This window comes from Sneathiella sp. (assembly GCF_036960985.1).
Lineage (GTDB): Bacteria > Pseudomonadota > Alphaproteobacteria > Sneathiellales > Sneathiellaceae > Sneathiella.
On the sequence record NZ_JBALWD010000010.1, the window covers coordinates 1 to 19,699 of the forward strand.

The following is a 19,699-nucleotide window of genomic DNA, read 5'->3' on the forward strand; positions in this document are numbered from 1 at the left end:
CTCGCTGCACTGCGTGCTAGTGGTAAGCTGCCATTCGATCAGATGCCGCTTCTTGAAATCGATGGATTGAACCTGAGCCAATCGACTGGGATGATCCGCTACCTGGCGCGCTGTTATGAATTTTATGGCGATACCAATATAGACGCGCTTTGGTGTGACATGATCGCTGGCGCCGTCGCCGACTTTGCCGAGACGGCAATGCAGGCTGCATTCCAACCGACGAAAGAGATTGCATTGGCAACCCTGAGGGACCGCTTTAAGAAATTCGGACCGAGGTTCGAGGCACGGCTGGCCGAGAACATTTCGGGCTTTTGTGTCGGCAAGCGCCTTACGTTCGCCGATGTTGTACTTGCCGAAGCACTGACCGCCTATCTGGACTGGGCGCCGGATATTCTTGCGGACACACCACTTTTAGCAACCCTGCATGAGCGCGTTCTGGGCGCCCCAGGAATTGCCGGCTATCTGCAGTCCAAGCAACGCTATCCAATGGCAGGTGATAAGTATGTGATTGATGTCGCCAGTGTTTTGCAAAGGCAGTTACCGACCCATTTTCCGGATCCAAATCGGTTTGTTGCCGCGTGACAAGTATGAATGTGTCTTAGTTAGCTGTTTGTCGCGCATAATATGTAAAAACCTTTTCAACCATAGACTTCGAATTTTAAGCAAAAGAATTACGATGAGTACCTACTCAAGAACATTCTCACACATCGGAATTTCTGTTCCTGATGTAGAGAAAGCCGCCCGGTTTACAGTGAAGTCATGGGCTGGTATCACATAATGGAGCCCGCTGTAATTACCGAAGAATCAGATACACCAATAGGTCAAATGTGTATCGATGTTTTTGGTAAGGGTTGGGGAGGCATTCAAAGTTGCTCATATGTCTACCGGAGATAAAATTGCTGAGCATTTTTCCAAAGAACATGTAGATCGGGCTTTGAGCGACTTGAAAGAAGGGGGTTTGTCATGACCGAAAAAATATTATCCAGTAGTCAAGGTTCCCGTGCGACCGAAGGTATGGGCGGCCAAGGCTTTTACGACCACTATTCCGCTATCCAACGCAATGCCGTATTTGCGCAGATCGAACGGCTTAGACGGTCAGTTCAAGAGCTTGATTTGAACCGGCCGGAACTCCGCGTAATTGATTATGGCTGCGGCCCTGGAAGAAATTCGATGGCGGCGTTTCACGCTGTATTGGAGGAGATCCGGACACTCAGCCCGGATATGCCGGTTGTTACTGTGCACAACGATCAGATCGGCAACGATTGGAACGACCTGTTTTCCAACATCAATGGTCCGGAAGGGTATCTACGAGATATCGACCAGGTGCGTCCTGAGGCGTCGGTTGGTAGTTTTTTTGATCTGGTTGCCAGCACCGGTTCGATTGATCTGGGCATGTCGTTCATGGCTTCTCATTGGCTCGACGGGGGCATCCGCCTGTCGTCTCCAAATACATTGTTTTATGCTGATATGATCGGGCCAGCTCGCGATGCTATTCGGGAAAAGGCGAAGCAGGATTGGAGCCTTTTTTTGCGTCGACGGGCCGAGGAAGTGAGATCGGGTGGGCTGCTTGTCATAGAGGCTATGTCCGCCATCAAAAACCCTGATGACCCCAGCGGGCTTGCGGCGGGTGGACATCGGCTTTACCGGGCCTTCTGGCATATCGCAGAAAATATGGCGGCGGAGGGCTTGATCGACTCGAAGAGCCTGGAAATGTTTGTCTTCCCGCTTTATTTTAGGGAGGTAGAAGAGATAAGGGCACCTCTCGAAAGCGAACCGGATCTTAAAGCGGCGTTCGAGATTGTGGAACTCGTCAACGAGCTCGTTCTCAACCCGTATGCACAGTTGTTACAGGAGAATAGTGATAAAACTGGCTACGCGAAGTCCTATGCGGCGTTTGCGCGCGGTTTTTCGGAATCTTCTTTTCGCAAAGGGCTTTTCGAACCGTCGGCCTCCAATATCAATGATGTGGACCGGCTGACGGAAACCTTTTTTGCCCGCCTTGAACAGCTGTTTGTTGCTGAACCGGACCGGTATATCTTCGATAACCATTCGATGACACTAGTCCTGCGTCGGTATTAAAATTACCGGTAATCGCTTCAGTCTAAATATGAACAAGGTAGCGAATTTCTAAGTATGACTGGCAAAGATCAGTATGTCTGCTGTTGGCACTTAGCAAACTTGTAGCAACAGCATCCCAAATGTTGGCTTGCGCTGATCTCACAATCCGGCCCACACCAGCCCACCATATGCAGCAACACCAACGCACATGGTCCATATCACGTGGTTGGTGACATATGCGACAGCGAGCGCAGCGGCTGCTGCGATCCAGGTTCCGATAGATTGATCCGCAAGCGACGAGGCCACCAGTGAGACGACGATAAGACCGGGCATATCATCCAGCATCCATGAGAAGCGGGACGACTTGATCGCATCACCCGCAAAAAGCCCCAGCACCCTGATTGAGAACGCAGCTATGGCAAGCACAAGGATTAACATCCAAAATGGAAACGTCATGATGCGAGTTTTCGTCTACTTCTACTGCTGCTTCTGCTTCTGACGATATGCGAAATGGCGAGGCCACAGACAGCCCCTGCAACGATTGCGTAAGCCTTCGGTGCGCCCAAGGTGACAGCACCTATTGTGATGGCGAAGCTGGTGACCCACGGAACAAGGTTTGCATGGCCACGCCATAGGCCTCGCGCCATTGCGATGAAGGCCGCAGTAAATGCGAAGCTCAACCCAAACTGCTCAAGATTTGGTAATGTTGAACCTGCAACCGCTCCGAGCGCTGTTGAGGCAGTCCAAACAGAGATCATCACAAGGCCTGAGCCGATCAGAAAACCCGCACCGATTTCTGGGTTTTTCGCGCGTTCGGCCATCGTTAAAGCCCAGTTTTCATCGCCCGTAATATGGATCGTAAACAGTTTCATTCGAAGAGAAAGCCCACCCAGCACTTCCGATAGCGATGCAGCAATCCCAATGTAACGAAGATTCAGGGCTGCACCTGCAAGTGCCGCGCCGACCACCGCAGATGTTCCCGAAAATTGCTCGACAGCAACAATCTGGGATGATCCTGCGTGAACAAGACTGCTCATAAGAGCAACGCCCCACCACGGAAAACCAACTTGAGCCGCCAACAGACCAAATGCAAAGCCATAGACGGCTGCACCGGCAGCGAGGGGAAGGATTGCGATAGCACCATGTTTCATGACGAGCAGGTTAGCGGCTTTTAGTGATAGACTATACGCCAAATTTTTCTATAATATGATTGAATTATATCAAAATTATTCAGTTTTGGAAGAAAGGCGATCATGGATCAGTCTGACTATAAGTTATTGGCGGTTCTGCAACAAAATGCGCGGACTTCAATACAAGAATTGGCGGATCATATCGGGGCTTCCACTGCATCGGTTCAAAGACGGTTGAAGGTCTTGCGCGATGATGGTGTCATCAAAAAGGAAGTTGCTGTTCTAGATCAGCAAAAACTGGGATTTGGCATTACAGCGGTGGTTTCAGTTGAACTGGAGCGTGACCGCCTAGACCAGATTGACGCTTTCAAAAGGAAAGCCCGACAGGATCGACAAGTGATGAATTTCTATTGCATTGCTGGGGACGGCGATTTCATGATGATCGTAGTTGCCAAAGACATTGGAGACTACGAAGCTTTCACACATCGGTTCTTTTTCGCAGACAAGAACGTCAGAAAATTTCGGACTTCGATTGTGATTTCGACGGAGAAAGCGACTCTGGAACTTCCTATCTGACTTCCGAAACCCGTCAGTCGCCACATCGCAGCAAAGAAGTAAAATAGGCTCGGAGCTGACCTTCGACATCTTTCCTCAATGTCGCCTACTGGCACGAAGCAGCCATCACCGGTGCGACTGCGTTATGTCCGCTTTTAATCATGTCAGTTTGAAAAAAACTACAGCTCTAAAATCAGAGGACAATGGTCTGACACCTCTGGATCATAAACCACGTGGAAGTCCTGAACTTCATCTTCCCGATTAATAAGCATGTAATCCGCAAACTTCTCGGTCTTCTTGTAGTGAGAATTTCGGGTGCTGGTGAAACCGCGATGTGTCACTAACTCAACCATTCCGGCTTCCTTGAGCGTTGTCAAAGTTGCGCTGTCCGGTTTGACATTGAAATCCCCGCATATCACCGACAAATCACCGGCCTTGGAAACTTGCTTAGATAGGCCAAGGAGTCTTTGTGCCTGAATAGCACGCTCTGGAGTATCCATCTTTCCGTTCAGGTCGCGCAATCCGTGCATATGGGTGATGCTAACTGGACGATTGTGTTTGTAATCATAGACCCTGACGCCATGTGCACTGCGCGAACGTGGATGATCGCCATATCCCACGGGTGAATATTCTTTATGAACGAAGCTCTGCGCCTGCTCAATAATTGGAGTGGATTTGTGGACGAATGTGGCAAGTCCCCACTGCGACGAGACCGATGTTTCGTCGTCCCAAAGAACACCCTGAGAAGCAGGGCAGAAAGTTGCGACATGATCTGGCAAAGCATTGCATACATCACGAAAGAAGTTTGCCCTCTGGGGCAATACGTGGTCGCCGTCGCGATAGGTCAGCCAATCTTTGTCTCTTTCGGGGCTGTGTACCACCTCTTGAAGACATAGAACATCGGGGGCTGATGACGCGACATATGGCAATAATTCGTTGTGCAGCTTTCCACCCCAACCGTTTAAGCACATGATCTGCAAAAGTACGCTCCTGTTAAATTTGATCTAAGCGGACATTCGCAGCATCCGAACCAAAGTGCAATAAAGGTTCGGCGTTGTCGTTCGCTTCAAATTGCGCTAATGCCTGCTTCTGGCATAAAAAAGACGAAGTGCTGACGCCCCAAAACCGACCCCGATCCGATCGTCGCTTTCTCGAAAGTTCAACTTGTGCTCGCGGATATTCTCGGTTGTCAAATACGGCTAATGCTGCGCAATCCACCGCACCGTCAAGGCGCCGGCGCGCGCCAGAGGGGGATGACGAACATCAGCAGGAAACCGATATTATAGACGGCATTCATGGCGCCGCCGGACAAGATGGAGCCAAGACTGTCCAGCACGAACCAGCTGCAGACACTGATCAGGATCATGCGTCGGGCCAGCGCCGGCTCGCGCGCATAAAGCCGGGTCACCACAAGCCAGATCAGCACGCCCCAACCGGTCAGGACACCGCCAAAAATTCCAAACATCAACCGGGTTGCCGGGCCACTTCCATCTGGGCCGCCGTCCACTGGCCAGAAGGCCAGGTCAATAAACAGTTGCGATGGCCACAGGGTCACGGCCATTGTGCCGGTCAGACCAAGAAGGCCAAATATGATGAGAAGGACGGTGGCGGTTTTCAGCCAGATGATGGTTGCCTGTTGGGACATGGAACGCTCCTTTGTTTCTTTCAGTCCCCCGTCTTTAAAAGGCGTTGTGAAAGCCGACAATTACCTCACAGGTCATATTTTTATGAAAAGTGCAGGTGCGGGACGGTCAAAATTAGCTTCTTTTTCTGTCGCGCGGGAATTATACTCTGTGGCAGCCATGCGGGTTCTTGAAACGAGATGAGATGCAATTTTTCCGGCTGAGCATTGTCACAAAGATCGAGCGCAACACGGCGCTATCGCAGGTTCGCGATTATGTGTCGGAACAGGGTGGCTGGAGTGTTGATCACACGCTGTTTTCCAATATGGCGGCAACCTTGAATGTGGAACTGCCGATGGTCTCCCTCGCGGATTTTATAACCTCGCTGGAGCAGGCGGGGTATTCCCCAAAAACAGAAACCCCGCCGCCAGCGGGTGACGGCGGCGATATCCGCGTGAGCATTTCCCTCACCTTTATCCATAACGATCCGGACCTGAAACAGACCGTCCCGGCCTTTGGATAAGGGTTCTATGCCATCAGTTTAAGGGCCACATACGGCACCAGATTTAGCACAATGACGGCGATTTTGTAATTGGCCACATAGCGAAAATACAGCCCCGGCAAATCGGCCTCGGGCACGCCCAGCAGTTTCGAATGCAACGGTGCGATCACGCCGCGCAGGGTCATCAACGCCAAGGCTATGATGATCAGCACCAGGATATTAATCGCGGACATCCATCCGAAAAAACTTGTTAAACCAGTTAATTCCACCATATCGGAAATTCCTTATTATCTGGGCCTCGTGATGGCGATCGATGTGCGCGATCGCCTCTTACTGGCTTAGCTTACCGACTTTCCGGTGAAGCTCCAAGCCAGTTCTTCGCCGCCGAGATACGGCACCAGCGGTCCGTTGGGGCCGTCGATGGTTGCCGGGGTTTGTTGAGGTTGACGGGTCAGGGTGACAAAATCTTCATTCAGCAGCAGGCCGTAAAAGCGCGGACCATTTTCAGACGCGAACGCCTCAAGCTTATCCAGCGCGCCTTCTTCCTCAAAGGTTCTTGCATAGCTTTCCAGCGCGTAAGGCGCATTGAACAGACCGGCGCAACCGCAGGCGGTTTCCTTATCCGCCGCCGCATGGGGGGCGCTGTCGGTGCCGAGGAAAAACTTTGACGATCCCGATGTGGCGGCTTTGCGAAGCGCCAATCGATGGGTTTCGCGCTTGGCGATGGGCAGGCAATAAAAATGCGGACGGATGCCGCCCTCAAAAATTGCGTTGCGGTTAAAGGCCAGATGATGCGGGGTGATAGTCGCCGCTAGATTGGACCCGCCGGTGGCGACAAAATCTGCCGCCTCGGATGTGGTGATATGTTCAAACACCACTTTCAATTCCGGCATGTCCGCCAGCAACGGCGCCATAATTGTCTCGATAAACACAGCTTCGCGATCGAAGATATCCACATGCTTATCGGTCACTTCGCCATGCACCAGCAGCGGCATGCCCAGGCGCTGCATCGCCTCCAGCAGCGGATAGATTTTCTTGATATCGGTGACGCCGTGGGCCGAATTTGTCGTCGCATGGGCAGGATAGAGTTTCGCCGCCGTAAACACGCCGTCTTTATGCCCGCGCTCAATTTCTGCCGGATCCAACCCGTCGGTCAGGTAGCAGGTCATCAAGGGTGTGAAGTCATGTCCCGCCGGAACCGCCGCCAAAATCCGATCGCGATAGCGGGTCGCCGCCGCGACCGTTGAAACGGGTGGGGCCAGATTGGGCATGACAATGGCCCGGGCAAACTGCGCCGACGTATAACCGGTGACGCAGCTCAGCATCTCACCATCCCGTAAATGCACATGCCAATCATCGGGCCGCCGGATGACCAGAGGCCCGGACGCAGCGGCAAAATCGGAAGCAGTCATTGAAAAACCCATTTTGTGACGTTAAAAAAAGATATCCTGATAGTTCATAATACTCCGCTCCCCTCTTGCCAAGGGGGCGAACCTCGCTTACCTGTTAATTATCGAATAATTGCCGGGGCGCGGCAACAACGGGATCACTTCATGACAACGCAGCAGATAACCTTTCTTGACACTCGCGCGATCCTGACTTTGACGGGCGCCGATGTGGTCGAGTTCCTGCAAAACCTGATCACCAATGATATGGCTGAGGCCACCGACACCCACGCCATGTATGCGGCTTTGCTAACGGCGCAGGGAAAATTCCTGCATGACTTCATGGTTATCAAATGGGGGGACCAGATACTCCTCGATGTGGCGACGGATCGCAAAGCCGACCTGCTGCGGCGGTTGACCATGTATAAACTTCGCGCCGACGTAACCCTTGCCGACGGTGAGTTTGATATTTACGCCCTGTTCGGCACGCCCCCCGATGCGGCAGCCGGCACCGTCACCGAAACCGGCGATGGTCTGAGCTATGTCGACCCGCGGCTCAATGCCATGGGCACGCGCCTCCTCACCCCGCGCGGCCGTAAACCCGCAACGGCGGCAACAGAGGTTCCGTTTGCCGACTATGACGCCTATCGCATCGCCCACGGTGTCCCCGAAGGCGGCACCGATATCATTCCGGAAAAGAACTTCCTGCTGGAAGCCAATTTCGAGGAACTGAACGGCGTTAGTTTCAGCAAAGGCTGTTATGTAGGACAGGAACTCACCGCCCGCACCAAACATCGGGCGAAAATTAAGAAGCGCCTGTTCCAGATCCGTTTTGACGGAGAGCTGACCCCCGGCCAAAGCATCACGCTGGATGGCAAAGAGATCGCCGTCGTCCGTTCCGTGCAAAATGGCCACGGCCTCGCCCTCACCCGTATCGACCGGTTTGTCGACGGTATTGAGGGCATACTAGAACCCGCAGGAATTGTATTTACGAAACCGAATTATCTCACCGCCCTCTGACCCTAACCGTCACGGAAATGCCCTACCCTCTCGCAGGAGACCGAAATCCGTGCGCATAACACCTTAATAACTCATAAATACGGGTAAGTTCAGAATTCGAAATCGCGCCCGTCAGTCCGTAGCTGCCCCCGAACGCTTTTTCATCTTACCCTTATTACTAGCATACAAAGATACATAAGTCAAGTCTAATCTTGCCGCACGAGTGCGCCTCATTGATGAGGGTGCCCGTTTTGCAGGCGTTTGCCGCTTGATCGCGGGCTCGCCTTTTGCGGCCATTCCCATCAGAGTTGACTGAACTTTATTCACATGCTTATTTGCAGCATAGTAAACCTCGGGTATTGGGACGAATAACCTCACCTTCTGTTTATTTACGCCTGTCACCTGCCATTGCCGGCTATTCTCATTATCAGGACAGATACTCATGTTGAATGACGCTCAGAAATCTGCCGTGGAATCCCTCATTATAAAAACCGGGGATCACTGTATCTTTCCGTATTTCAAAAACCTGCAAGCCACCGACATATCCTATAAGGACTCAAAACAGGATCCCGTTTCCATTGCGGATCAGGAAGCTGAAGACTTATTGCATAAGGGACTTGTATCCATTCTCCCGGATAGTCTGTTTATCGGTGAGGAACTTTATGCAAAAACACCGGAAATTCTTGACCATCTCAGCCAACCGGATCGACCGGTTTGGGTTGTCGATCCCATTGATGGCACGAATAATTTCATAGCCGGCAAAGAAGGCTTCGGCATTATGTGTTGTTTGATAGTAGCCGAGGAAATCCTATCCAGTTTTTTCTACGAAATTTGCAAAAAAAAACTAACCGTTTTTCATAAAGGCGACGGGATCACGATCAACCATGCCCCGATCCGGTATAAGGATCACACCAGGAAAAAGATCACCGGGACAATTGGTAAAAAGCTGTTCCAATTTCCAGAAGTTCAAACTCTGAAAATCGACGCCCCTGATATCTCCCTCGACATCGCCAGCCAGCCTTCGATTATCACCTACCACCGCATGTTGGAGGGTGAGTTGGATTTTCTCATCTATAAGATAACCTATCCTTGGGATCATCTTCCCGGGCTAGCGTTGCTATCCAATCAGGGAGCCGTTTTTAACAGATGGGACGGCACAGAGTTTCAGTACCAGGACATATATGAAGGACTGGTTGTCGCTCGAAATCAGACAATCATGGCGCAGGTGATGACCCAAATTATCACCCCTCTCACGCAGTCACCCAAAATTGCAAATATGAGGTCATTTGTCCTCTGAGCTCCCAACCTTTTCCCCTGTTTTAACGCTTGATCCTTTAAACCACCTAAAAACCGAGACCCAAATGACGCAGGAAATTACGTTTACAAGACTGCCAACAATCGATCCGGGTTTGATTATTGTTCACATGTCCGATCCACGGGTCGCAAAACATATGCCCCTTCTGACAGGTGACTGGACCGAAACAACTGTGACCGAATTCGTCAACGCAAAGGAAGAATGCTGGCGCCGGGACGGACTAGGGCACTGGGCTATACTGGCGGAAGGACAATATATTGGATGGGGCGGCTTTCAAAAGGAAGGCGAGGAATGGGATTTGGGGCTAGTTCTGCAACCCAACACTTTTGGACTCGGCCCGCGCATCGTAAAAAAGGCACTTGATTTCGCGATTGCGGATGAGCGCATTCCGTTTGTGACTTTTTTGCTGCCGCCCTCTCGTAAAAACCGAGGCGCGCTTGACAGGCTCGGTGCCAAATATATGGGCGAGGTACACTATGACGGGGTGATGTTTCTCAAATACCGGCTAGAGACTGAATGAAGGGATACCTCATCTCCCCAACTTGCCCTTTTCCCGCGCTTCATTATAAAAGAGAGCACAGTTACTCATTAAGAAAGTGGATGGCATCGGTATGAACCTTACAAAATTCGCGCTGCTGTCCGTGGTTTTCCTCGACATCATGAGTCAGGGTCTTGTCATTCCGATCCTGAATACGATCATTATGAGCCCGGCGCAGGATTTCTTGCCACGCGAGACCACCACAGCGGCCCGACAATTTAATTTTGGCCTGACCATGGCGGTTTTCTTTGTTGCCTGGTTTTTCGGTGCCGCCTATATCTCGAAAATTTCCGACTATATTGGCCGTAAAGCGGCGATGCTGATCTGCCTTGTCGGCGCGTTACTGGCGTATATCCTGACCATTATCGCCCTTGATACCAACAGCCTGACCTTGCTGATCATTGCCCGGATCCTGTCCGGATTTACTGCGGGAAACCAGCCTATCGCGCAAGCCGCGCTGGTTGATCTGAGTGAAAATGACGAACAGAAAATTCGCTTTATGGGGCTGGTGTTGCTGGCGGTCAGTATCGGCATGGTCGCCGGTCCGTTGATCAGCGGCCTGATGTCTGATCCAGCTATATTCGGACGTTTTGCGTCCGCCGCCCTCCCCTTTTATCTGGTCGCAGCAATGGTGGTGGCCGGGACGATCCTGATCTTGTTCTTTTATCGCGAACTCCCCGTTGAACGGCCGCCCTTCACGTTCAAACCGGCTGAGATTTTTATCACCATGTGGCATATGGTGGACCGGCCGCTTGTTCTCAAACTGGCGCCGGTGTTTTTCTTCGCGCAGCTAACCCTGTCCGGGTTTTACGTTTTCATGGATACGTATTTCTTTAGCAAGTTTCAATTTGATACCCTGCAAAACGCCTTTACCATGGTTGTTCTCGGCCTCTCCATGGGGACGGTCAGTGCGTTTCTGGTCGGCCCGATCAGCGCGCGAGTGGGCCGGCTTCCCGTTCTGTATGGCAGCCTTAGCATCATGGCGCTCAGTGCCGGACTTTCCATCCTTAATCCCTCCCCGATATTGGCCTATGTGCTGATTGCCACCTTCTTTGTTCCCTTCGCGCTGTATTACCCGACCATGCTAACCCTGTTCTCAAAGGCTGTGGACGACACCGAGCAGGGCTGGGTTATGGGCGTCGGCGTCGCGTTGTTTACGCTGGGAGCCGGGATTATCTCACTGCTTGGCGGTTGGCTGATGTCTGTGGACATTCACCTGCCGTTTATCGTCTCTGTTATCAGCGCGCTGGTCGCCATGGCCTTGATCGCGCTTCTCTGGCGCGGGCCCGACATGGCGAAATTGCTGGACCGAGAATAACCGGACTCAGGTGCCGGTGAATTTCGGATCGCGCTTATCGGCAAAGGCGGCGGCGCCCTCGGCGAAATCCTCACTTTCCAGCACGGAACGGGTTTGGCTAAGAGAAATACCGGCCCGCTCCGACGGTCCCTTGGCCATCACCTCGCCCACAAAACGTTTGACCATGGTCAGCACCATCGGCGCACTGTCGCGCAGCTCAACGGCGTAGGCCATGGCAGCATCCATCACCTCGGCTTTCGGCACCACCTTGTTGACCATGCCAACCTCATAGGCGCGGGCCGCATCCATATCGGCCAGCCCATAGATAAATTCCATGGCCACCTTGTGCGGAATACGGGCGGCCAGCGAGGTGATCAGGCCGCCGGACAAACCAACCTTGGCTTCGGGATAGGTAAATTTCGCCTCCTCTGACATGATACAGAGATCGCAAAACTGAACGAGGACTGCGGCACCGCCCACACAAATACCATTAACGGCGGCGATCACCGGTTTCTCCACCGGTACGCCGATACCGGGAACGAATTTCCACAGGTCAGGCGGATCGGCAAGATTTGCGCCGACGGAAAACGCCTTGTCCCCGCCGCCGGTCAGGATCGCCACCTTGTCGTCGGAGGCATTAAACTGGTGCCAGGCGGCGCGCAAGGCGTCGACCATTTCATGGGTGAGAATATTCAGATCCTTCGGCCCCGTCAGGGTAAGAATGGCCACGCCGTCGCGGCTTTCATAGGTAACGGTAGATGTCGGTGATGCGCTCATCTTGGTGCCTCCTTGTTATGGGGTTCTTTATTGGCAGACATCAGACTAGCGGAATTTGGATCTTCTGCAAACAGGGGCAAACATTCGCCCGGAAAAATCGCCCTAATATTGCCCCAATTGGCCCCTTGCGGGCAGCTTTCCAGCTGCTTAACTAAAGAATATGGAACTGCTACATAAAGCAGCGTTAGGAGGGTAAGATGAGCACTCTAACACAAACCAACAATCAGAAACTCCAGGGCACATGGCGTGTCGAAACCGCTTCCGTCAACGGAGAAACAATCGTTCCCGTCGTCGGCCAGCGCCTCAACTTCGAAGGTGACCATTTCCGGATTGACAAGGGCGGCTCGCAGATTTTTGGCGGGCAATACCACGTGCCCAATGCCAACGATCCACTTCATATTGATTTTGAGCAATCTGAAACCGAATTTATGGCTGGTTACTGGCTCGGCATCTATGAAGTCACTGATGATCACTTGACCATTTGCGATAATGCCCGGGATATGTCCCTGCCTCGGCCAACAGGTTTTACGGACGGGGAAAGACAGAATTGTATCCTGATCCAGTACCGCCGTGTCGCCGACTAACCAGGTCGGTATCGGTCACATGAGACATAAAAATGCCTGGCAGTCTTGCTAGGGACAAGACCGCCAGGCGTCAGCTCGATGTATCGAGCCGGGGGGACTGATAAGAACTAGCCGTTCATGCTGCGGTACAATTCCGTGCCTTCTTTAGCATATTTATTGGCATCATCCACAGACGTTGAAATCGTGCTGAGATTATCATTAATCTCACCCACTGCGGATGCGGCCTGTTGCATGCTTTGAGTGATTTCCTTAGTGGTGGCGGTTTGTTCTTCCACCGCACCGGCAACGGACGTCACGCTGCTTTCCACCGCAACGATGGCCGTTCGAATGCTGGTTAGATTTTCGACCACATTATCACTGATGGACTGCATACCATTGATTTCCGTGGAGATCTGATCCGTGGCATTGGCAACTTGGCTCGCCAGTGATTTAACTTCCGTGGCCACAACGGCAAATCCTTTACCGGCTTCACCGGCGCGGGCAGATTCGATCGTTGCGTTCAGGGCCAACAGATTAATCTGTGCCGCAATCCCTTGAATAACCTCGATGATACTGCTCATGGCTTGCGCTGCTGTCGACAATTCCTTGGTTGAGTTATCAGCGTTGGCGGCTTCTTGATTGGCCTTGTCTACTTCGGTTTTCGACGCTGACATGCTGCGGGAAATTTCCTGCGCGGAGGATTGGAATTCCTCAGCGGCGGCAGCAACGGACTGCACAGTCTGCAAGGCCTGACCGGATGCGGTCACCGCAGATGTCGCCTGCAAATTGGCATCGCCAACAGAAGACAGAATTTTTCCAAGATTTTCATCGACAATCTTGCCAACCCGTTCTCCTTCATGGCGGGCGATCACTTGCGCCGTTACATCGGTCGCATATTTGACGACTTTAAAGGGTTTGCCGCTCGGATCAAAAATCGGGTTATAGGACGCCTGAATCCAGATTTCCTTGCCGCCTTTTGCAATGCGTTTATATTCATCAGCCTGGAATTCACCCCGGCCGAGCGCGGCCCAAAATTCCGCATATTCAGAGCTGCCGGCAAAAGAGGCTTCGACGAATTTACTGTGATGTTCGCCGCGTATTTCATCAATAGTGTAACCCACGGCGCCCAGGAAATTATCATTGGCGTCGATGATCGTGCCATCAAGATTAAACGAAATTACGGCCTGTGATTTGTTCACGGCGTCAATCTGGCCTTCGTAGTCGGCATTCTGCAAGACGCGATCAGTAATGTCCGTTGCGAATTTAACCACCTTTATCGGTTTGCCACTGGGATCGAAAATAGGGTTATAGGAGGCCTGAATCCAGATTTCCTTACCGCCTTTTCCAAGACGTTTATATTCAGCAGACTGAAATTCACCCCGGCCAAGCGCTGCCCAGAACTCCTTATATTCAGAACTGCCAGCAAAAGAGGGTTCGACGAATTTACGGTGATGTTCGCCGCGAATTTCATCAATACTGTAGCCCAATGTACTCAGAAAATTTTCGTTGGCGTCGATGATCGTGCCATCGAGATTGAAGGAAATGACAGCCTGTGATTTGTTCACCGCGTCAATCTGTCCTTCATAGTCGGCGTTCTGCATCTTTCGCTCGGTGATGTCCGTCGCGAATTTAACCACTCTTGAAACAGCGCCGGATTTATCAACGATCGGATTATAGGATGCCTGGATCCAGATTTCCTTTCCGCCTTTTGCAATACGTTTATATTCTGCGGCTTGAAATTCTCCGCGTCCTAGAGCTGCCCAGAAATTGGCATACTCGGCGCCATTCACTTCTTCCGGGGCAACGAACATGCTGTGGTGATTGCCGACAATTTCCTCATGGGCATATCCCAGGGCATTCAGGAAATTCTCGTTGGCATCGAGGATCGTGCCGTCTTTTTTGAAATGAATGATTGCTTGTGATTTGTCGAGGGCCGAGAGCATTGCCTCAACTTCTCGCTTGTCAACTTTACCGCTTTTATTTTGATTGGAAATAACGGATTTACCGCCTGAAAGAAACTTCAACATACTACTAACTCCATACTTAGAAACGAACCGTTATCACCACCCACAAAACGGCTCGGAAGCAGTAAAATGATTTGGCGTCGAGGAGCTCATTTAAGAATAAGATAATTAAAATATTATTAATGGAGACAAATATCAGATAATTATCGATAATTTTACCAGGTCGCCCAACCGGCGGCGCAAGGGTGTGTTTTACCCGACGGGTATTTCGTTAGCAAAACTACCGCCTTATGACCAATTTAACGCTCAGCCCGACGTGCCAGAAAAATTGGTTCTTCGCGCAAGTGCCGTTACATGATCCTTACCGGCATACTTTTAATGCCGCGGATAAAGTTGGAAAAGATGCGCTGCGGCGGGCCCATCAACTCGAATTTCATGTCGCGCTTGAGGATTTCCTCCCACAGGATCTGCAATTGTAGCTCGGCCAACCGATCGCCGACGCAGCGATGGATACCGGCACCGAAAGCCAGATGACGGCGGGCTTTTTTGCGGTCGATGATAAATTTATCCGGGTCCTCAATCGCCTCTTCATCCCAGTTGCCGGACACATACCACATGACGACCTTGTCGCCTTTGGAGATTTTCTTGCCGCCAAGCTCGGTATCCTTTAACGCCGTCCGGCGCATATGGATAATGGCGGACTGATAGCGGATAATTTCCGGCACCAGGGTCTTCATCAGCGCCGGATCGGCCCGCAGTTTGTCATATTGATCGGGGTTGTCGATCATCGCCAACAGGCCGCCGCTCATGGAATTACGGGTCGTATCATTGCCGCCAACGATCAGCAGCACGAAATTGGCGATGATATTCATATGATCCATATCTTTGGTCGCCTCGCCCTGCGCCATCATAGAGATCATGTCATGGCCAACCTCACCCTCAGTCCGCTCCGCCCATAGTTTGACAATATAGGCGCCCATTTCCTGCAAGACCGCCATGCGTTCCTCATCATCCTTGACCATGGCGTCGGGGGCATCGAAATTCACCGTCGCCACATCAGACCAATAGGTGAGCAATCGCCGGTCATTGAACGGGAAATCAAAAAGCGTCGCCAGCATCATGGTAGTCAGTTCGATGGACACCTTGTCGACCCAGTCGAAAGTCTCTCCCCGCGGCAAGCTGTCCAGCACCTCGATGGTCCGGGTGCGGATCATCTCCTCCATCTTACGCAAGTTCATGGGCGCGACCGCCGGCGCGACAGTTTTGCGCTGCGCCGTATGCTGCGGCTGATCCATGGTGATAAAGCTGGCCATCTGATTGCCGAACGGATTATCCCGAATGGTGATGCCGCCCAGTTGTGCTTCAGATGAATAGGTCTCGTGATCCAGCTCGACTTTCATGATGTCATCATATTTGGTGATGGACCAGAACGGACCAAAGAAACTCTCCGCGCAGAAATGTACCGGGTCTTCTTTGCGCAATCGCTGGAATAACGGATAGAAGCTGTCGTCCTGATAGAGCAATGGATCGCTGACATCAATTTCGTTAACCGGAATGTTGGACACGTCGATGCCGACAGGTTGCTTCACTTCGCTCATGGGTTTTCCCCTTATTGATGATCAGACCATTTCCCTGCGATCAGCATAGCGAAAAACGGCACAATTCTAAACGCTTTATCTTAGAACGCCACAGAAACAGCGGGTCCAGCCGCAACTAACGCAGCGTCAATCACGGTTTTGGATATGGCGTCGATGACCGTAGCGCTGCTCATTGCCCGCGCCAGGCTCAACCCGCCAATCAAAACAGCCAATACCGCCCAGGCCCGATTCACCCGATCCGCCGCCGCATCTTCGGCTAGCCCGCGGGCCATGAGGGCGGCGATCTGCGTCATTTTTTCTTCGTATGATTCATGCAATGGCGACGCGCTGCGGATCACTTCCGGTGTCAGTGCCGTCATGGCACAGCCGCCGCCCAGGTCTTCGCGATGCGCCTTACCCAGGTAATAGTCGGCAAAGGCCTGTATCCATCGGGTGCCATGGTCGCGCTGAAATTGCGGAACGGCCTCAATCACCTCATCCAAGCCCAAATCAAGCGCCGCAGCAAAGGCGGCTTCTTTTGATCCAAAATGCGTATAGAACGCGCCCGACGTCACCCCCGCCGCTTTGGCAAGGCCATCAACGCCGACGCCAGCATATCCAAATTCACGGAAAGTCTGACTGGCCGCGACGGTCATTTTCCGTTTGGTTTCCTGCTTTTGTCCGGGTTTGTAGCGCATGGTTTTCTCCTTATTGAATAACGAACGTTATTTTATTGTTGACAAAAAGGCAATGGCTAATTATATCTCTTTACATAACGATCGTTATTTAAAAGAAATCGACCGTGAAAATGAGGCATTAGGGAGTAGTTCCCGCGCCAAACAAAGGACTAGAAAAATGACCAGAACGTTCAAAACCTTTCGCGATATCGCAATTGCCACATCTGTCGCCGCGCTGCTTGTCGGCGCGGCCCCAGCCCATGCCGGTGAAAACTCCGTCAAGCTTTTGTCTGCAGACTTCGCCTCCCGGCAAGTCGTGCAGGTGGAAGTCGGTGACTTTCATTTCAAGCCGGGCCAAGTGGCCCCGATCCATACCCATACAGCGCCCGCCGTCGGCTATGTGGCGAAAGGTGAGATCATCTATCAAGTGGAAGGCGAAAAGCCACAAATTTTACGCGAAGGTGATGCGTTTTTCGAGCCGACGGACAAACGGATCCTGCGCTTCGATAATGCCTCGGCAACGGAAGAAGCTATCTTCATCGATTTCAATCTGCAGCAACAGGGCGAGCCCTTTATCGTCTTCGAGAAAAAACCGACAGAAGCCATCGATCGCCGCAGCCTGCCAACAGTGAAAATCGCCAACGAGATGTTTGACCGGGTCGATGTATATACCAACGACGTTGCCAAAAGCGGCAGCTTGCTCCTTGATACGTTCGAGCCCGTCATGGGTGTCGTTGCCGAAGGAATTGTCGAGCTTCGCGTCAAGGGACAGCCCACTCAACGCATTGTTGCTGGAAAAAGCTTCGCGGTGCCCGTTGCCGGAACGGAAGCCCAAATCGTTAATGTCTCTGACGAGATTCCGGCAAAAATCGTCACCTTTCATTTGAGTTAGCAGAGGTCAACAACCTTATTTATCCCGGGCCCTTGAGCCCGGACTGGAGAGAAAAATGTCACATTACATATTGGTTCATGGTGCGTGGGAAGGGTCTTGGGCCTGGGAATTCACAGCGCCTTACCTGACAGCAAAAGGTCATACGGTTACCACAGTTGATCTTCCCGGAAGCCACGGCAATCCTCAGGAAATTTCCAAAGTCACCTTGGCAAGCTATGCTGATACGGTCGTTCAAGCGCTTCGAGATGTTGATGGAAAGGCCATCCTTGCCGGACATAGCCTGGCTGGCACCGTTATTTCTGAGGCGGCGGAGCAGCTACCGGAAAAAGTCGAGAAACTGATTTACGTGACGGCGTTTCTGCTAAAAAATGGCGATAATGCATTGGCTGCGATGCAGCGAGACACGGAAAGTAAGTTTCTCTCCGCCATTACCTTTTCCGACGACCAGAGCTACGCGTCGGCGTCGGAGGAAACCGTGCGCGCCTTCGCTTTTCATGATGTTGAGGAAGCGAGAATTCAGCATTCTCTCCCGTTGATGGCGGCGCAACAGGCCACGGCGCCTTTTGTCGCGGGCATCACCGTGACCGAAGAAAATTTCGGCTCGGTCCCGAAAATCTATTTGCGCACTACCGCTGACAAGATGATCTCCCCTGCGGCGCAGGATCAAATGATACGCAACTGGAACGTCGACCAGGTCTTTGATCTGGATGCCGGGCATTTTCCGACGTTATCTGTGCCTGAAAAAGTCGCCCGATTTATGATGTAAACAGGGTGCGCAAGAGATCCACCGAAAGCCGGTGCTGCCACACTGCAGCACCGGCTTTTTCGCGTCATCTTAAAAACAAGAGTGCTTCGCTCTTTCTGATTGTATTTGCAGAATGGGGCGACTATAGATTTAGGGTCGGGTTTCAAGAAGGCGACGCCTTCGGAATTAAAAGGGAACACGGTAGGGAGCTTGCTAGTTGCCCTGATCCGTGACTGCCCTCGCAACTGTGAACGCGAGCCGCATTCAGCATGCCACTGGAGCAATCCGGGAAGGCGAATGTCGGTGCTAAAGCGTGAGTCAGGAGACCTGCCCGACAGCAACCGACCCGGCGCCTTATTTGGCGCCTTCACTGCACGATGGGTGCAAGAGAGAAGGAAATGACATGCATATCGAACCCGGAGTTGTTGACGGCGCCAAAATTGCCCTCAGTTACGCAACCGCTTTAGGCACCCTTGGACTGGCTGCAAAAATGGCCATGGACACCGTCAGGAAAGACGGCGGGCTACCGCCTCTCGCGGTCCGCTCGGTGATCACCACTGTCCTGGTTTTCAGTTTCTTTCAGATCTTGCCGCATTATCCCGTTGGCGTATCAGAAGTGCATTTCATTCTTGGATCTACGTTGTTCCTTATTTTTGGGGCCGGTCCGGCCGCCATTGGCCTGATGGCGGGATTGCTCCTTCAAGGCGTTTTCTTCGCGCCCATCGATCTGCCGCAATACGGCATGAACATCACGACGCTGATTCTGCCGCTGTTTGCCATGAGCCTGATTGCCAAGAAGATTATCCCGGCGAATATCGCCTATAAAGACGTGACATATAAACAGGCGCTTGCACTTTCAACAGCCTATCAAGGCGGTATCGTTGTCTGGGTTGCCTTTTGGGCTTTCTATGGCAATGGCTTCGGTGCTGAAAATCTGGCACAGATCAGTGCGTTTAGCGCCGCTTATATGCTGGTGATTGTGGTCGAGCCTCTGGCCGATCTCGGCGTCCTTGCCGTCGCCAAGAATATCGACAAGTTCCGCGACAGCGGCGTATTCCAAAAACGGCTATATCAGCCAAGCGTTTGATCAGCAGCTGATCAGC

General features: G+C 52.1%; 22 protein-coding genes, 1 pseudogene and 1 riboswitch. Of the genes and pseudogenes, 13 read left to right on the top strand and 10 right to left on the bottom strand.

The features are described from left to right. From V7723_RS07580 to V7723_RS07585, 3 genes and pseudogenes are all read left to right on the top strand, one after another. On the top strand, positions 1-582 hold a 582-nt coding region (locus tag V7723_RS07580), incomplete at its 5' end, for a glutathione S-transferase family protein (protein ID WP_335683848.1). Positions 583-676: 94 nt separating this feature from the next. Continuing rightward, positions 677-898, top strand: a pseudogene (locus V7723_RS19775) (glyoxalase); the annotation flags it as partial. A 65-nt stretch (positions 899-963) separates the two neighbouring features. Beyond that, positions 964-2,079, top strand: a complete 1,116-nt coding sequence (locus V7723_RS07585) for a hypothetical protein (protein ID WP_335683849.1) — start codon at positions 964-966, stop codon at positions 2,077-2,079. A gap of 138 nt (positions 2,080-2,217) precedes the next feature. On the opposite strand, the gene V7723_RS07590 is transcribed toward V7723_RS07585, so the two are convergent. Together V7723_RS07590 and V7723_RS07595 are read right to left on the bottom strand one after the other, a co-directional pair. Next, the gene (locus V7723_RS07590) at positions 2,218-2,514 is read right to left on the bottom strand and encodes an AzlD domain-containing protein (RefSeq protein WP_335683850.1); all 297 of its coding nucleotides are present in this window, start codon (positions 2,512-2,514) and stop codon (positions 2,218-2,220) included. Next, entirely contained in the window at positions 2,511-3,251 is a 741-nt protein-coding gene (locus tag V7723_RS07595; RefSeq protein ID WP_335683851.1) for an AzlC family ABC transporter permease, read from the bottom strand. The genes V7723_RS07590 and V7723_RS07595 overlap by 4 nt, the downstream gene beginning before the upstream one ends. Before the next feature lie 60 nt (positions 3,252-3,311). Here V7723_RS07595 and V7723_RS07600 point away from each other — a divergent pair, with 60 nt between their 5' ends. After that, a complete protein-coding gene (locus V7723_RS07600; protein ID WP_335683852.1) occupies positions 3,312-3,764 on the top strand; it encodes an Lrp/AsnC family transcriptional regulator in 453 nt (150 codons plus the stop codon). Between the two features lie 158 nt (positions 3,765-3,922). Here V7723_RS07600 and V7723_RS07605 read toward each other — a convergent pair whose 3' ends face one another. Both V7723_RS07605 and V7723_RS07610 read right to left on the bottom strand, forming a co-directional pair. Beyond that, positions 3,923-4,723: an endonuclease/exonuclease/phosphatase family protein gene (locus V7723_RS07605; RefSeq protein WP_443024202.1), complete on the bottom strand. Its 801-nt coding sequence runs from the start codon at positions 4,721-4,723 to the stop codon at positions 3,923-3,925. A gap of 245 nt (positions 4,724-4,968) precedes the next feature. Beyond that, a complete protein-coding gene (locus tag V7723_RS07610; RefSeq protein ID WP_335683853.1) occupies positions 4,969-5,388 on the bottom strand; it encodes a hypothetical protein in 420 nt (139 codons plus the stop codon). Between the two features lie 182 nt (positions 5,389-5,570). Here V7723_RS07610 and V7723_RS07615 point away from each other — a divergent pair, with 182 nt between their 5' ends. Continuing rightward, on the top strand, positions 5,571-5,888 hold the full coding sequence (locus V7723_RS07615) for a hypothetical protein (protein WP_335683854.1): 318 nt from the start codon (positions 5,571-5,573) through the stop codon (positions 5,886-5,888). A 5-nt stretch (positions 5,889-5,893) separates the two neighbouring features. On the opposite strand, the gene V7723_RS07620 is transcribed toward V7723_RS07615, so the two are convergent. After that, positions 5,894-6,139 carry a DUF6868 family protein gene (locus V7723_RS07620; RefSeq protein ID WP_335683855.1) on the bottom strand — a complete coding sequence of 82 codons (246 nt, stop codon included), beginning with the start codon at positions 6,137-6,139 and terminating at the stop codon, positions 5,894-5,896. A 66-nt stretch (positions 6,140-6,205) separates the two neighbouring features. Continuing rightward, positions 6,206-7,279: a dihydroorotase gene (gene pyrC, locus V7723_RS07625; protein ID WP_335683856.1), complete on the bottom strand. Its 1,074-nt coding sequence runs from the start codon at positions 7,277-7,279 to the stop codon at positions 6,206-6,208. A gap of 15 nt (positions 7,280-7,294) precedes the next feature. Here pyrC and ygfZ point away from each other — a divergent pair, with 15 nt between their 5' ends. From ygfZ to V7723_RS07645, 4 genes are all read left to right on the top strand, one after another. Next, a complete protein-coding gene (ygfZ, locus tag V7723_RS07630) occupies positions 7,295-8,272 on the top strand; it encodes a CAF17-like 4Fe-4S cluster assembly/insertion protein YgfZ (protein ID WP_443024203.1) in 978 nt (325 codons plus the stop codon). Between the two features lie 421 nt (positions 8,273-8,693). Beyond that, entirely contained in the window at positions 8,694-9,548 is an 855-nt protein-coding gene (locus V7723_RS07635) for an inositol monophosphatase family protein (protein ID WP_335683858.1), read from the top strand. Positions 9,549-9,612: 64 nt separating this feature from the next. Next, the gene (locus V7723_RS07640; RefSeq protein WP_335683859.1) at positions 9,613-10,086 is read left to right on the top strand and encodes a GNAT family N-acetyltransferase; all 474 of its coding nucleotides are present in this window, start codon (positions 9,613-9,615) and stop codon (positions 10,084-10,086) included. 91 nt (positions 10,087-10,177) lie between these two features. After that, positions 10,178-11,422: an MFS transporter gene (locus V7723_RS07645; RefSeq protein WP_335683860.1), complete on the top strand. Its 1,245-nt coding sequence runs from the start codon at positions 10,178-10,180 to the stop codon at positions 11,420-11,422. A 6-nt stretch (positions 11,423-11,428) separates the two neighbouring features. Here V7723_RS07645 and V7723_RS07650 read toward each other — a convergent pair whose 3' ends face one another. Beyond that, positions 11,429-12,178 carry an enoyl-CoA hydratase/isomerase family protein gene (locus tag V7723_RS07650; protein ID WP_335683861.1) on the bottom strand — a complete coding sequence of 250 codons (750 nt, stop codon included), beginning with the start codon at positions 12,176-12,178 and terminating at the stop codon, positions 11,429-11,431. 197 nt (positions 12,179-12,375) lie between these two features. Between V7723_RS07650 and V7723_RS07655 the strand changes: the two genes are divergently transcribed. After that, positions 12,376-12,762 (top strand): TIGR03067 domain-containing protein, encoded by a 387-nt coding sequence (locus tag V7723_RS07655; protein WP_335683862.1) that lies wholly within the window; start codon positions 12,376-12,378, stop codon positions 12,760-12,762. 107 nt (positions 12,763-12,869) lie between these two features. Here V7723_RS07655 and V7723_RS07660 read toward each other — a convergent pair whose 3' ends face one another. The 3 genes from V7723_RS07660 to V7723_RS07670 form a co-directional block, all read right to left on the bottom strand. Then, complete coding sequence (locus V7723_RS07660) at positions 12,870-14,768, bottom strand: methyl-accepting chemotaxis protein (RefSeq protein WP_335683863.1); 1,899 nt, start codon at positions 14,766-14,768, stop codon at positions 12,870-12,872. Positions 14,769-15,055: 287 nt separating this feature from the next. Continuing rightward, the gene (locus V7723_RS07665) at positions 15,056-16,303 is read right to left on the bottom strand and encodes a cytochrome P450 (protein ID WP_335683864.1); all 1,248 of its coding nucleotides are present in this window, start codon (positions 16,301-16,303) and stop codon (positions 15,056-15,058) included. 80 nt (positions 16,304-16,383) lie between these two features. Next, positions 16,384-16,980: a TetR/AcrR family transcriptional regulator gene (locus V7723_RS07670; RefSeq protein WP_335683865.1), complete on the bottom strand. Its 597-nt coding sequence runs from the start codon at positions 16,978-16,980 to the stop codon at positions 16,384-16,386. A 157-nt stretch (positions 16,981-17,137) separates the two neighbouring features. Between V7723_RS07670 and V7723_RS07675 the strand changes: the two genes are divergently transcribed. The 3 genes from V7723_RS07675 (at position 17,138) to V7723_RS07685 (ending at position 19,683) form a co-directional block, all read left to right on the top strand. Continuing rightward, the gene (locus V7723_RS07675) at positions 17,138-17,851 is read left to right on the top strand and encodes a cupin domain-containing protein (protein WP_335683866.1); all 714 of its coding nucleotides are present in this window, start codon (positions 17,138-17,140) and stop codon (positions 17,849-17,851) included. 55 nt (positions 17,852-17,906) lie between these two features. Then, positions 17,907-18,617, top strand: coding sequence for an alpha/beta fold hydrolase (locus tag V7723_RS07680; RefSeq protein ID WP_335683867.1), 711 nt, complete (start codon positions 17,907-17,909; stop codon positions 18,615-18,617). Between the two features lie 120 nt (positions 18,618-18,737). Next, positions 18,738-18,945, top strand: a riboswitch (cobalamin riboswitch). Between the two features lie 54 nt (positions 18,946-18,999). After that, a complete protein-coding gene (locus V7723_RS07685) occupies positions 19,000-19,683 on the top strand; it encodes an energy-coupling factor ABC transporter permease (RefSeq protein ID WP_335683868.1) in 684 nt (227 codons plus the stop codon). Positions 19,684-19,699 lie beyond the last annotated feature (16 nt).